This window comes from Brevibacillus sp. HD3.3A (genome assembly GCF_013284375.2).
In the GTDB taxonomy this organism is placed as follows: Bacteria; Bacillota; Bacilli; order Brevibacillales; family Brevibacillaceae; genus Brevibacillus; species Brevibacillus parabrevis.
Genome location: NZ_CP085874.1, coordinates 2,844,216 through 2,859,034, shown reverse-complemented (window position 1 = coordinate 2,859,034; position 14,819 = coordinate 2,844,216). Strand labels below are relative to the sequence as shown.

General features: G+C 54.3%; 9 protein-coding genes. All 9 read right to left on the bottom strand.

The window, feature by feature from the left end; all coding sequences use genetic code 11:
- Nucleotides 1–186 precede the first annotated feature (186 nt).
- A complete protein-coding gene (locus HP435_RS14050) occupies nt 187–2,091 on the bottom strand; it encodes an AraC family transcriptional regulator (RefSeq protein ID WP_122963643.1) in 1,905 nt (634 codons plus the stop codon).
- A 266-nt stretch (nt 2,092–2,357) separates the two neighbouring features.
- Entirely contained in the window at nt 2,358–3,539 is a 1,182-nt protein-coding gene (locus tag HP435_RS14045; protein WP_122963344.1) for an MFS transporter, read from the bottom strand.
- Nucleotides 3,540–3,700: 161 nt separating this feature from the next.
- Complete coding sequence (locus HP435_RS14040) at nt 3,701–4,681, bottom strand: helix-turn-helix transcriptional regulator (RefSeq protein WP_167470247.1); 981 nt, start codon at nt 4,679–4,681, stop codon at nt 3,701–3,703.
- Between the two features lie 49 nt (nt 4,682–4,730).
- Nucleotides 4,731–5,027 carry a hypothetical protein gene (locus HP435_RS14035; protein ID WP_122963346.1) on the bottom strand — a complete coding sequence of 99 codons (297 nt, stop codon included), beginning with the start codon at nt 5,025–5,027 and terminating at the stop codon, nt 4,731–4,733.
- A 26-nt stretch (nt 5,028–5,053) separates the two neighbouring features.
- Nucleotides 5,054–6,718, bottom strand: a complete 1,665-nt coding sequence (locus HP435_RS14030) for an SWIM zinc finger family protein (protein WP_173598762.1) — start codon at nt 6,716–6,718, stop codon at nt 5,054–5,056.
- 2 nt (nt 6,719–6,720) lie between these two features.
- Entirely contained in the window at nt 6,721–10,191 is a 3,471-nt protein-coding gene (locus HP435_RS14025; protein WP_173598761.1) for a DUF4132 domain-containing protein, read from the bottom strand.
- Between the two features lie 26 nt (nt 10,192–10,217).
- Complete coding sequence (locus HP435_RS14020) at nt 10,218–11,357, bottom strand: VWA domain-containing protein (protein WP_122963349.1); 1,140 nt, start codon at nt 11,355–11,357, stop codon at nt 10,218–10,220.
- Complete coding sequence (locus HP435_RS14015; RefSeq protein ID WP_173598760.1) at nt 11,342–13,723, bottom strand: DUF5682 family protein; 2,382 nt, start codon at nt 13,721–13,723, stop codon at nt 11,342–11,344. Before HP435_RS14015 ends, HP435_RS14020 begins: the two co-directional genes overlap by 16 nt.
- Complete coding sequence (locus tag HP435_RS14010; RefSeq protein ID WP_173595930.1) at nt 13,684–14,784, bottom strand: ATP-binding protein; 1,101 nt, start codon at nt 14,782–14,784, stop codon at nt 13,684–13,686. Before HP435_RS14010 ends, HP435_RS14015 begins: the two co-directional genes overlap by 40 nt.
- Nucleotides 14,785–14,819: the final 35 nt, after the last annotated feature.

The following is a 14,819-nucleotide window of genomic DNA, read 5'->3' as shown; positions in this document are numbered from 1 at the left end:
GTGAGACGAAAACATATCATCGTTTTCCCATTTGAGCACTGCCTTCGTCACTCGGGATTTGAACCGTAACCCCAATCACGCAGAAGCGAACCGCGCCAACCCAGTCGCCGACCGATTTATCCAGCGGTTTGCCTACGAAAAGAGCAAGCACCCCTGAAAGGAAGGCACTTGCTCTGATTCAACTGCCTATTTTTTCGCTCCCGTGCTCACCAACCAGTCCGCCAGCTCTTCCGTTTGCGACAAGGTGGCGATCGGGTCGAAATACCATGATTTCGCTTTTTTCCAAATGTAGACGCGATCGTTTTTCACAGCGTCGAGCGTGCGCCAGATCGGATCGGCTTTCAGATCAGCCATCGTCCGCTCTTCGGAGGTCAAGATGATATAGTCACCCGCGTAGGTCGGCAACCTCTCGCTGGAAACTTCCACTTCCTGCTTCTCCATAATCTCCTTGGCGATGGCAGCCGGAGGTTTCAAGCCGAGCCCGCCATAGACGGCTTGGCCGCCGCGTCCGAAGTTGTCGCCGAAGACGCCTGTTTGCTTGCCCCAATCTTGCATGATGGAAACGGTGGCATCTGCCGGAACGACTTTGGCTATCTTTTCCCGCGCCTGCGCGATTCGCTGGTCATACTCCGTGAGCCATGCCTTTGCTTCCGCCTCTTTGCCCAACAACTGTCCGACAAACGTAATCTCTTCGTGCACATTTTTCAGCTGTCCAAACGGAACGACAACCGTCGGCGCGATTTTCTGGTACTGCTCAAAAGCGGCCTTGTTTCCGGTGAAGATCAAGTCAGGTTGAAGTTCCAGCATTTTCTCCAGGGAAATATTTTCGTAATCCCCGATGTTCTCCACTCCGACAAGGGACTCCGCAAAGTACGGGTTTTTCAAATTCAGCTCCGGCGTGCCGATCGGCTTGAACTGCAAGGCTATGAAGCTGCCGAGGTACAAATCGACGATCACTCGCTTCGGCGCTGAAGGAATCTCAATCTCTCCTTTGATCGTTTTCATGATGCGCACCTGTTTTTGGCTATCTGCGCTCGCGGCACTTTGCTCTTTGACCGCAACCGCTTGCGGATTGCCGGAAGCAGCGCCTGCCCCGCCACCAGTACCTGCACCGCATGCGCTCAACACCAGGGCGAAGCAGACCAGCATCGTCGCGACGATTGACAACTTGCGACTGTTCATCGATGTTTCATTCCTTCCTTTATATCGATAATGATTCTCATAACCACTATCAATATAACGGCGGACGGAAAGCGGAACAATGGACGAACGGCGCAAAGCGTATGGACAAATTTCCGTCCCGAGCGCTTCCCCCTGTTTTTTGAAGCGGATCGGCGACATCCCCACGTATTTCGCAAACAGTCGCGAAAAATAAAAGCGATCGGCGTAGCCGACTTTTTCGGCAATTTCCTGCACAGTGGCATCCGAATGCAGCAAAAACGCTTTGGCTTGCTCCATCCTGACCTGGATCACAAACTCCATCAAGCTGTGCCCCGTCTGTTTTTTAAACAGCTTGGACAGATGCTTGGCGCTATAGCCGAAGCGCTGCGAGATCGTCTCCACTGACAGAGGCTCCGCGTACTTGTCTTGTATGTATAAAATCGCTTGCTCGACAACAGAAAGCGCCCCCGTCTTCCCGTCCTGCTCCTGGAGCTGCTGCAAAATCTGGTGCACCCACAGCTGAAACAGCGTTTTGACGTGAAATCGCTGCAAAGGTGTGGACGACTGCCATTCCTCGTACATGGCGACAAGCAAGTCTAGCAGTTCGAGCGGGGCTTTCGGCTTGACTTCGTACGTGCGAGCGAAAGGATTGGCTGTCTCAAGCAGGACGCGAAGCTCTTTTCGCCAAGGCAGAAACACTTTTGCCTGATAGAGGATCAAATAAAAGACGACGGCATCGTCCAGGCAATAAATCTCCACCCGCGAGCCTTTTCCGCTGTGCAAGACGTGGAAAGGACGGGCGTCGTAAAAACGCCCATCCAAGTAGACATGGGCGTGCCCGATCGTCGTGTACAAAAATGCGCTGGCTGGCAAGCGGTAGGAAAACGGGGCTTCATCGCCTCGCAGACGATGCTGCCGAACATCGATCATTTTGATTGTCGCCTGGTTCCACAAGGCGATGTACTGTTCCAGTTGCAGATGAATCTCCCCCTCTTTTTTCCAGCAGACTGGACTGTTCTCTACAACACTCTATCGATAACCATTCTCACTGTCAATTCACGCATCGCACTAAAGGGCCATGAATGCTGCGTGAACGGCAAGCGGCTCTATCCCCTTTTCTTTTCTGGAAAAACAGCGACACGTTTCTCACAAAAAAAAGAGAGATTCGCAATCGAACCTCTCTTCATGAACAGTTCCTAGGAGACGCTGGCTGGCTGACCTCCGCGATGCTTGGCAAACACGAGCAAAGCAACGCACGCCAGCGACAGCGAGCAAACGAGATACGGAATGGACATCTGCCAGCTGTACAGCATCGTCCCCGCCAGCGGGCCGACAAACGAGCCGACACCCTGCGCCGCCCCTGTGTAAGAAGCCACAGCCGACTGTTCTTCCGCCGAAACGGCCAGAGACGCTGCCGTAATATAGCCGGGCAATGTAAATCCGATCCCGATTCCGTGGAAAAGAAAAGCGACGATGTACCAGGCCGGAGCGAGCATAAACAAAGTAAAGGCGACAAACAGCGAGCTCAACCCGATTTTCAGCAGGCGGGCGGGCTGCCATCTGAGATAACGCCCAACCAAAAGCTGCACGACAACGACAATCACACCCGCAACAGACAGGCCGACACCGATCGATTGCGCCGCTGCCTTATCGCTTAATTGAAGCTGATCTTGCATGTAAATCCCGCACGTTACTTGCAGCATGATCATGACGGTGGACAGCAACAGGCCGATCAAGATGTACAAGCGAATGCGCGGATCGGTCATCGAGAGCTTGACCGCTGCTTTCTTCACCTGACCGCCCTTGCTATCCGGCAAAATGATCCCGCTCAAAATAGCGACAGCGACAAGCAACGCGGTCGATACATACATCGGGGAAGTGAACCCGATCGGCGTCAAAGCCGCCCCGAGAGCTGGCCCGAGAACAAAGCCCATCCCGCTCGCCCCTCCGAATAACGCCATGCCGGAAGCGCGATTTTGCGCGGTCGTCCATTCCATCAAGTAGCCTTGGGCCATCGTCGGAATCGCCCCGAAGAAAAAGCCGCCAACGGCGCGCAGCGCGAACAACTCCCAATACAGGACAACGGCATTGCCGGGAGTTGCTTTTGCCCAGTCAGCGAGTAAGGCAAAGCTCGCCAAGGTCAGCGTATACCCGAGAATCGCAATGACCATCAAGCGCTTGCGATTGGTGCGCGACCATTTCTCCCATAAAAAACTGCCGACGATCCAGAACAATCCGGTAATCGTCACCAGACTGCCCGACTGGATTTCGCTAAAGCCCAGCGTTCGCGCCAAAAGTCCCAAAATCGGATTGAAGGTAGCGATCGACGTCATCGCGACTAGGACGGTAGCGAAGATCATCCAAAAATGTTTTTTCAATCTGCTTCTCTCCTCTCATTCCTTTGCAAGCTGCAACAACTTGACGCTGCCGCCCATCTGATAGTGATTATCACCCGCGAAGCCGTCGCGCCTCTACCTGTAGCGGTTGTTTTTCTGCCTGCAAAAGAAGAAAAACAACCCGAACATCGCTCGGGTTGTTTTTAGGAGAACTGCCGTCTTACGTATTCACTTGGGTTCATGCCGTATTGCTTGCGAAAAGCTGCCGTAAAATTGCTCGCATTGCTGTACCCGACAGCAGCGGCTGCCTGCCCGATGGTGAGCTGTTCCGTCTCCATGAGCGCCAGCGCTTTTTCCATCCGCGCCTGCCGAACCTGTTCGAAAATGCTCATGCCGTACATCTCGCGAAAGCCTTGCTTGAGCTTGCTCTCATTCATCCCCGCCATGCGGGACAGCTGGCGAATGCTGTACGGGTTCTCCAAGTTTTGCACAATCGTTGCCTGCACGCGAGCCAGCATCTCCACATCCTGCTTGCGCAAGTTGACGCTGCTGCGCGCTTTTGCCGTGCCGGGACTTTGGCTGACCAGCGCGATGATTTCCATCGCCTTGCTCTCCATGTACAACCGTTTGAGCGGCCCCTGGTACGTGCAAAAGAACATATCGTGGATGCATTTCTGAATCGCTGGTGACGTGTCATAAGGCTCTACGCCGCCCTGATGCCGATTCAAAAACGCTTCGAAAATCGAGCCATCCTCGCTTTGTTCGGAATAGCTGAGAAAATGCTCGGGACTCATGCGAATCTCCACGTGCTGGTTGCGAATCCCCGCTTTTCGTTCCAGGTACACCTTCTCGTCTGCCAAAAAGACGACGCTGCCTTCCTTGCTTGCGATCTGCTTTTCCTTGCCGTTCCAGGCGCAATACGTCTGGCCGCTCAAGCTGTAATTCAACTCCAGCAGCTGGAAGTTTTCCTGAATCGTGTACTTCATGTCTTCTTCCAGCAACAAGTCGGTCATGACGATCTCCATGCCAGGGCGAATCCGCAGCCGAGTGATGCCGCCCGAGCCGATATGCGCGGGAGCGATCGCCTGTTGTTCCCAGGAACGGTCAAGCAAAGTCGCCTGCATGGACGCCAGAAACTGCGGGAAATATTCTTGCATATCCGATAACTGTATATGGAATTTCATCGTCATCTATCCTTCCCCGTAACGGAAGGGAGCGGCTGGTCGTGCCCCTTCAGTCTGCCACTGCTTGTGACAGAGGCTTTTTCATCATGTTGACGTATTGTACCATATACAAATATCGTTCGGTCAACAACTCAACTCCCGCTTTTGCGTCGCGCATATAGTGGCCGCCCGCCTCGGCCAGACGTGCGATCAGCTCGGCAAGAAAGTCCATCCCGTATTCCCGCGCACTCGCTTCGAGCCGGGCGAGCGTTGCCAGGTCAGCAGACTCGAATTTGCGGATGCCTTTGAGCAGCATGCGCTCCACCCAATCTTCCAGTTTTTCGCGAAAAGCAAAAATCTCCTCCATGTGCGAATCCTCACACTCCACTGCCGTTATAAATCAAGCTTCAAGCTCGTCAATGATTTGCCTTGCAGCATGCTGATCGGGTACAGCTCATCCCCTCTGACTTGAACAAGCCAATACACGTCCCGCAGCTCCAGCAGCCGCTTGTTGTTTTCCAGATAGCGAATCGTTTTGTCGAACTCGCCCTGGTATGGAATGACAAGCGGGATGCTCTCGCCGTCGTGCGCTTCGACCGTAATGATCAGCTGCTGCGTGGCTGCTTCATAAAACACTTGCAGCACGGACTTCGTTGGGAGCAAAAAGACGTGCTCTGTCGCCTGCTCAAACAAGACGCCTGCTCCCTCGCCCATGCGCTCGGCCAAATCGCGGCACAGCGTCTCGCCCAGATCGAGTTCCTCGATATTTTCCCTCGGCAACACGACAAGCTTCGTCTCATCGCTCGATGACAGCCGCTGCTCCCGGTTCGTCTTCGCACTCGTCAAGCTCACCTGGGAATGGGACAGCTCCTCCATCGTCACCAGTCCGCCCCATGGCGCCTTGCTTTTGTAGCTCGTCGCATACGTAAAGCTCGTTCCCTCGTAAAAAACAGGCCGGGCCTCGGTATACGTGTAAATGCGCTTGTCTGCCAGCGAGAAAAAGTAATACGTCACACCCTTGTAGCCGGAGCGCGTCTCCCATGGATTGGCCCCCAGCGCGTACAGCGTCAGGTGCGGCACCGTGTGGTATTTGCTTTTAAAGCTGCCCAGCAGCTGTTTTTTCAGCTCCGGACGCTCGCTTTTTTCCAGGGCAGCCAGCCCCAGGTAGACGCGGGCCAGTCTGTCTAACAGCACGTCTTGCGAAAACTTCACGTGGCGCTGGAAAAACAGGCCAAGCTCTCCTTTGATCCCGCGCAAATCTTTTTCCAAGGCAGGCAAGTTCCCGTTATGGGCCGCAATCGCCAAAAGCTCGAAGCGCGTACAAACCGTCTCCGGCAGCTTCGCCAATCCGATTCCGAGCACTTCGGCCAGCAAAGCTCTCGCCTCCGCCGCCACCTCTGCGTCATAGCTGACATCCGTGATGTCTGCCTGCAACGCTTCCCGGTCGTCGATCTCATGGACGAGACGATAGCGCAAGAGGCATTCCAGCTTGTGAATGCAGTTGCCTTTTGCCTTGCAACTGCACATCGCCCGGCTCAGATCGGCTTCCTGGTCGAACGAAACCTCGACCTGTTGAAGCTGCAGCGTCACGGTCAAAAAGGACGTTTCCGCAACTTCCAGCGCCTCGACGTACTCTAAGCGGAACAGCACTTCCTCGATCTGTGCCGCGGTAAAAGCCTGCAAAAAATCGGACGGATGAAGCTGCAACAACCAGCCAAAGTCAGGCTTGAATACGGCAGGCTCATCACCCGCGTCACCCGTGCCAGCTGCTGGCTGATGCTGTGTGGCGTAAGCGACGATCGCCAGGATGACATGCTTGCATATTTTATCTGACGGGCACGAGCAGGAAAAACGCTCGATGTCTCCGTACAACAGGCACACGCTGTCATCCGACAGCGCGCACCTGACATGATCATCCATGAACTCATACGAAACCGTAACGCCCTTCTCGATTTCCTTGCATGCGCGATTGTAAAGGCCCTTGTTGGCGTACTTGATCAAATATTCCTCGTTGCACAGTCCGATCCATCGCTGAAAATCGCTTTTGAAATCTGCCATGATTACTTCCCGGTAGCACGCACGACATCGTAGAGCGTTTCACTGAAAATCCGCGCCGGAAGCGTCGCCAGCTTCAAACGGTCGATCGGCTTGAAGTACATGTACTTGTACTGGCTGTCGTCATTCGGGTAAAAAGCGAGGCTCTCCAAAGTGACGTCATCCATGCCGTCGTAGTACGAAATGCTCGCTCCGCTGATTTTCAGCTCGGCCACGACATTGCCGTACAGCTTGTAAAACTCGTAGTAGAAGCCCGCATCCTGCGGAGTGCCTTTGATCCAGCCGTATTTCTCCATCGTTTTGGCAAAAGCGGTTGGCGTGTAGGCGCCGTCCGGGAGCCGCAGCACTTCGTCCGCTTTCAGTTCTTCTTCTGTCGGCAAGAACAGTTCGCGGTTCAATTGGTCAAACGGCTGGGAAATTTCGTAATCTTCCAGCTGAGTGCGCCAGCCTGCCAGCGTCTCTTCGTCCAGCTCCAGCGGATGCACCAGGCCGATTTGCGCTTGTTCTGGCAACTCGTATTCGTCCTCGTCAACGGTGTTGAACGTTCCGTCATCCATATAGCGGAAAGTGGCCGCGAGCGAACCGTCCTCGTAAACGCCCCAGATCAGGCCAATCGCGAATTTTTGCATCAGCACATTTTCCACAAACAGGCGGTTCCACGCTTCTGTCGTCCAGTAGCGCGACTTGGACAACGATTCTTCCAGTCGCAGCGCCTGCAGCTTGACCATGCTTTTCAGGTCTTTTTTCAACTGGGCAAAAGTCGCTCGTGCCTCTTCCGCCAGCTGCTGATCGTCTTTTTGCGTCGGAGCAGGCAAATTTTTGACCGCCTTGCCCGTGCTGTCGTTGGTCACTTCCAGCTCCAGCTCGTTGCTGACTTTTACCGTAAACGTGCGTTCGCCATAAGAGAAAACTTGCTTGCCGGACGCATCGAAGCCAAGCTGGGTAACCAGCCGATCTTCCAGTTCTTCCGCTGAAATTTTCAGGTTGGCCGCCGCCATGCCCAGCGCTTCCTCTGCCGCAGAGCGGACTTGCTTGTTTTTAATCGTCCGTTTGATCGAATCGATCTGCCGCAGCGCTGCCAAATCTTCCGAGAAGGACAACGCCCGCACTCCTTCTGCGGCGAGCGCTCCGCGGGAGTAGTCCGTCCATTCCTTGATCATCTGGCTGATCGTATCGACCGTCCGTCTGTCACCGAGCGCAATCGCGAGCGGCATGACCCATTTTTCTTTTGCCACCGCTCCCTGGTCGAGCCACGCACGAAGCACTTCGGCAACAAAATCGGCGGCCGACGCGGCGGTGAACTGAGCTTTCAGCAGCAACACATGCGGAGATGGGGCCGTTGGCGATTCCAGCGATTGCGTCAAAATGTACTCGATCAGTTCTTTGCCCAGCTCGTTTCCTTGCTCGTCGCGCAGTTGCGGGAGCAGTTCGATCGGCAGCCATTTGATCCGGGCGAGCTTGCGTTTGTCGATCAGATTGCCCAAATTGGCGATGCTGGCATCTGGCCCTTGGCCGTCTGCCTCGATCAAATTTTCGAGCAGCGCCTTGAACTTGCTGTTTTTCTCCTTTTGCAACAGTTCTGCAAAAATGTCTTTGCGGTTATCCAAGGTGCGAATCGCATCAAGCGCCCATTCCTTGACTTTCGCTTTCTTTTCCGTGGTGTACACTTCTACGCACAGTTCCTCGTCCTTCGCGTGCAACAAAGCCGCATTGGCGAGTCCCGTCACTTTTTTCGACGAATCGGACAGACCGAGGCGAATGGCCTGGTTGCGCACCTCGCGCGACACAGGCTGGTTGGCGTCCAGAAGCGTTTCCAGCACAAACAGGCGAACTTCTGTATCAAACTTGTCGAATGCGTCGAGGCATATTTGCGGATAGGCGCGAACGAGCGACTGATAGTGCTCTGCTTTGACTTCTACGTGGTAGTAGAGAGAATTTTTGATCGCCAAAATTTGGTGAACAAGCTGTTTGATATCTGTCTCAGGATCTTGTTCGTACATGCCTACCAGCTTGATCAAGTCGTTCTGGAAAGCATGGACGTAACACATATGTCCAACCATGCGCCCCGACTTGCCGACGAATTTGCTCATCGCCGCCGTGAGTCGAGCTACAAAAGGATGCTCCACTGGCAAGAAGCTGAGCAAAATCATTTGCTGTCTGACGCGGTCGAAATCTTCCAGATGGACGTTTGCCAGCGCTTCTTCCAGCGTGTCTTTGCCCTCCAAATAATTGGCCAGCTTTTGCGTTCCTTTCATCCGGCGCAGCGCATCCAGCGCAATCGCTTCCAGCGTCGTGTCCGCAGCGGACAGGTCGACTCCCTGATCGGTCAGCTTTTTGTACAAATACCCTTTCACAATCGGAATCGCAGCGATGTCCAGGGCGCGTCTGGATTTTCCGAGGTCAGCCAGCACGACCTTTTCCAGCTGCTCCCAATTGGTAGGCGGCTGGAGCAAGTGGCTTCGCATGGCTAAAAGCAAGTCGTATGGCTCCTCCATCTTCACGAGCTCGCGCAGGCGGACGTCGTGATCCAAAATGTCGAGCGGGTACAGCTCGAACATCACTTGCAAAGCCGCGAGCAGATCGCGGTCGCTCTCTTCAGGCTCCGCGAGAAACGCTGTCATCCCGCCCTTGACATGCATCCGGTAATACGCCAGGCTGAGCATGATTTCGAAGTAGCGCTTCAAATGCCTCTGATTGAGCAAAGAGCTTTCCGATGTAGATTCATCCGGGAAGTGCGTCTCGCGCACCTGCGCTTTTTTCTCCTTGCAGTACGCCGGATAGAGCGACTCGCTGGTCAACGTGTTGCTGTTGACTGGCAGCACGGCAACTTTTTTGGCCATTTGCCATATTTCCGCGACGTATGCACGGGTATCGCCCGTCACCAGGTGATAGTAAACAGGCTCAAGCTTCTCTCCCAATGATTCCAGCAAGTTTGGCGAGATAGCGTAGGCGTAGGCGAGCAAAAGGATGTGCTTGGAGCGCGCAAAGACAGAAGTGTAGTCCCGGCTGATGCTTGCCCGGTAGTCTTCCACCGTTTTGCGCAAAAACTCGCGGAACAACGGCATACCGAACTGCTCCACAGTCTTTTTCATCGCGTCATACGATTTTTGCTCGACAGCCAGAAGCTCTTGCAGGCGGCTTGCATCCACGTCGACGTCGCGCAACTCAATCGCATCCAGGAAGCAGCGCTCCATGACGTTTTGCTTTTCGTAAAAGCGGTGGCTGGTCTTGTACAATACTTCCGCGGCACGATAAAAAGCGGTCTCGTCTCCGCGCTTTTTCAGTTTGTCCAACTGCGGCATGAGCGCATATCCGTAATAGCGCTGATCTTCGACAATCGGCGGGCATTCGTTTGTCTCTTGCGTCAAGTAGTCCGAGATGCTGTCGATCAAATGAGCGTTCTGCGGGCTGTCTGATTTGTAGCGCTCCAAAAATGTCCCAATGATCAGATGGGCGTCGAGTTTTTTCAGTACCATCTGGCTTCCTCCCTTGTCTTCCCCGTTTATTTGATGATCTTGCCAATCCATTGCGATAGCTGGTCAGGCGTTAGCGCAGCGACGTGCGCGCCCATGTCCGCAAGCACGCGGGCAGCATGCTTGTTGTATGTAGCGTTTCCGTTGAAATCAAGCGCGGTCAGCACGAGAAACTTGCAACCTGAGTCGATGATCTCTTTGCTTTGGCGGTACATCTCTTTGATCGGATACCCTTCCTCCAGGTCGCTGACCAAAATGAAGATCGTCTTGGACGGATTCTCCAAAAGCGACTTGCCGTAGCGGAGCGCCTGCGCAATGTGGGTCCCCCCGCCCAGTTGCACGCTCATCAGCACATCGACCGGGTCATCCAGCCTGTCGCTCAAATCGACGACCTTGGTGTCGAAAATGACCAGGTTCGTTTTCAGCGCCGCCAGCTTGTAAAAAATGCTCGCCATCACGGCGCTGTAAATGACCGAGTCCATCATGCTGCCGCTCTCGTCGACGACGATCACGATGTTCCATTTGTTGTGGTGCTGGATGTTGCTGTGAAAATACAGCTCGTCGATCACAAAGCGCTTGTTGGCCCGGTCGTAGTTTTTCAAGTTTTTGCGAATCGTTTTGTGGACGTCCAGATTGCGCATCGTTTTCGTGTAGCCGCGCCGGAAACGGTTGCGCTTGCCCACGATGCTCGTCTGGATTTCCGCTTCCAGTTGGCGGCGCAGCTCCTCGACGACTTTGCGGACGATTTCCTTGGCGCTTCTGACGACTTCGCCCTTCATCCTGCCCTTGAACTGGAGGATGTTTTTCAGCAGGGTCATGTTTGGCTCAAGGCTTTCCAGCACTTTTTTGTCTGTAAGCAGCTCGGTCATGTTGTAGCGCTCCAGCGCCTGCTTTTCCAAAATTTCCACCGTTTCTTTCGGGAACAGCTTGCGGATTTTTTGTAGCCAGGTCGGCACCGTCAGCGTGGAGCCTTCCCGGCCGCCTTCTTTGCGGTAGCCTTGCTCTTCGCCGTGCTCCCGGCCGTACAGGAAATCGAGGATCGAATCCAGCTCGCGGTAGGCAAAATCGGAGCGGCTGTAGTCACCGCACTCTTCCAGCGCATCTTCTGCCTGCGCGCCTAACAGAAGCCGCCAGCGGTTCATGGCTTCCCGCTTCAAATGAGGTTCCATCTGGCAAACTCCCCCCTGATCCTGTCGTCAAGCAACCGCGCCCGCTGCAAAACCGGCTCGGCAACGGCTGGAGCCGTCATTTCTTCGGCTGTCGTCTCGAACAACGCCCCGACTTTTTCCGCCAGCATGCTGATTTCCATTGGTCCGAAAAACGCGAAAGCCAGCCGAAGCTGCGGCACAAGCTGCAAAAAACTGTCGTAGTCGAGCCTGATAATCATCTGGTTCAAATCGGACAAGATGCTGTCATCGTCAAACAAATAATCCCGGCCGACGAGGAAAACACCGTGCAAGTAGGCGGCGGTGTGCTGCATCTTTTCCGGTGTGCCGAACATGTAAGCCCGTGCCCTGACGCTGATCTCCCCGCGCTCCAAGGCACCAAGATTGCACAAAATCGCGGCGGCGGCCCCTTCCAGCATCGCTGGCAACGTCGGAACCGCAAGCAGCGTCTCCAGTTGGTCGAGAAAAATGTCACGGGAAGCTTCCGCCTGTTTTTGCTCGCTGACCATGTACAAAAATTTGAACTGCTCGGCGATTTCCGGGCATTCGTCAGGGTTGGGACTGCTCAGCTCGGAAATTTTCGCCACAGCCTGGTAGTACACCTCATCGACAAGTGACTCCAGCCGTGCCGTGTCTGTCAATCCGAACAAGCGCCTTTGCTCGTGCAAAATCGACAGTGTTTTCAACGTTTTGCACAAGGACAAAAAGTGTCCGTCTTCCCTGACTGCCGACACGACAGCTGCAAACAACCGCTCGCCAAGCTTCTCCAGTCCCATGACAACCGCCATGAGCAGCCATTTCGCCAGCATGTGGCTTTGGTGCTGCGGCAGCTCCTTCATCATTTCTTCCAGCTTTTGCGCCGCCGCTTCTTTCACGGTTCCGCCGTAGACAGAAGCCTCGATCAACCGCGCCTCCACGTAGGAAGAATAGCTGTAGCGCCACGTCTCGCGCACGAGATTGACGTACTTGTCGTTCAGCCAGTCCGGCCCGGCTTCCTTCGTGCAAAACTCCGTGCCCAAAAAGTGGACACAGTGCAAAAAACGGCTCGCTTCCCTGTGCGATCGCTTGGCGTACAGTTCCAACACTTTTTGGTTGCGCCCCGTTGTCGTAATCGTCAGTTTGAACGCTTTGCACGTTTCCTTAAAATCGCGGACAATCGGGACGTCGAGGTCGTTGGGCGCCACTTCGCCGATGCCTTCGCCTGTCATCAGCTCGCGCAGTGTCTCGATCGGCTTCGCGGTGGCGATGGAACGCTCGCCTTTTGTAAAGGCAGACAGCACGGAGTCTTGCAGCTCATACGCCCCGCCCTCCGACTTTTCGCGCATCACGGCAAGTCCGCTGATCAGGCTGTACGCCTCAATCGCATCTGCCGTCGAGACGATCTCGCCCTTTTCGCGAAGCCGCTTCACGAGTTGCGCCAAGTACGACAGCGCGCTTTTTGAAAAAGGCGTCTGCTCCTTTTTCCCCATGGCATTCCATACTGTCTCGTAATAGTGGACGTACGGCATGCCGCTGGCGTAGCCATTCAACTGGTCGGCTTCCTGGTAGGTGTACACCATCGGATATATTTTTTCGTCTTTGACTTTTTGAATCTTGTAAGCCGTCTTTCGGCTCTCCAAAAGCCCGTATGTATGAAACCCGCCCGTCACCACGAGAATTTTTTGATATTTCTCTTTGGCTTCTGCAATTTTTTGGCGCATATGCGCTTCGCGGATCAAGTCTCCCTCTGCTTCGAGCGTGGCGTCGTCGTAACATTTTCGCGACAAATAGCAGTAGGCGAACACGTCTTTGACAAACTCTCGCGTCGGCTTGCGAATGCCTTCGACCTCGAAAACCCGTTCCCACAGTTCGTCGAAGTTGCGGCATCTCATCGTTTCGCACAGCCGGGCAATAAATTGCGACCCGGCCAGCATCCGCTCATCGTGGTAGGAGAGCTTCTGGTTCTGCTTTTTCAGATCGTGTCCGTCTTCCATGCTCTCCAGCCGGCTGCCGTAGCCAAGATCGATGAAAGCGGCGGGAATCTCCCTGCGCTTTGCCTCGACGAGGGCCACATACTCCGGTGAATAGGTGAGAAACGGGAAATAGCAGACGTATTTTTTCTCGCCCGAAGCGTAGGCGTAGTAGATGCTCACGGGCGGTTTCGTCTGCTCAGCCGTCAATATCGGGATGAGATGGTTGCTGTTGTCCGGCCCTTCGATCAAGATGATCTGCGGCTCGTATTCCGCAATCGTCTTTTGCAGATGAAAGGCGCAAGCAGGACTGTGGTGTCTGATCGGAAAATAGACGACCTGCTTCGCCAGATCGTATACTTCCTGCTCGACCAGCCTGTTTATTTGATCCATTTCTTCTCGTTGTAGTACGCTCCCCATAGGCCCTCTTCCTTTGCCCGTTCTTTGACCACCTTCGTGAAGTACGTTTTCAGCACGCCAGCATCCTTCTGGTTCTCCTTGACGACAGCTCCCTGCAAATTTTGCACGAGTCGCTCCATCGTCATCGGCTTGCCTTCGTAGTAATGAGCGGTCATCGCGCTTTGCACGTACACCGATACAGCTTCAGCCGTGCTCATCACCGATTGTGGCGAGTCGATTTTGTAGCCTTCCTTCGTCTGCCCTGTGCGCAGTTCCATGAAAGTCGTCGCCAAAATTTCCACAACATCGCGGTCGATCTCGATATCCACGCCGCTGCGCTGCAAGATCATTTTCGCCTGCGATTCGATAATTTGCGCTTCCATTTTCACGTGATTGATCGGCGCAATCGTCTCGAAGTTGAACCGACGCTTGAGGGCGCTGCTCATCTCGTTGACGCCCTTGTCTCTCAGGTTGGCGGTAGCAATAATATTGAATCCGGGCTTGGCAAACAAAATGCCGTCCGCAAGCTCGGGAATGTTCATGACTTTGTCGCTCAAAATACTGATCAACACGTCTTGCACTTCAAAAGGGCAGCGAGTGATTTCCTCAAACCGGGTAATAATGCCTTTGTTCATCCCCGTGTACAAAGGCGATGGAACCAAAGCTTGCAAAGAAGGACCTTTGTCCAGCAGCATGGCGTAGTTCCACGAGTATTTGATCATGTCTTCGGTCGTGCCTGCCGTACCTTGAATCGTGTTGGTGCTCGTGCCGCTAATGGCAGCAGACAGCAGTTCGCTCAGCATGGTCTTGGCTGTTCCCGGTTCGCCGACCAGCATCAGGCCGCGGTTTCCAGCAAGTGTCACAATCGCTCTTTCGATCAGGGCATCGTCGCCGTAAAACTTCTTCGTGATCTCGATTGCCTCTCCCTCGTAGGGAAGCGGTTTGTCAGCACCCAAGATAAAGTCGCGGACCGCTCGTGGCGACATTTGCCAGTTTGGCGGCTTTGCTCCCGTATCGTTGGCCCGCAACGCATTAAGCTGCGCTGCGTACAAGACTTCCATAGGCGGCTTCATCGTTTCCATCCAAATGCCCACTCCGTTTCCGCTTTTTGTCGTGC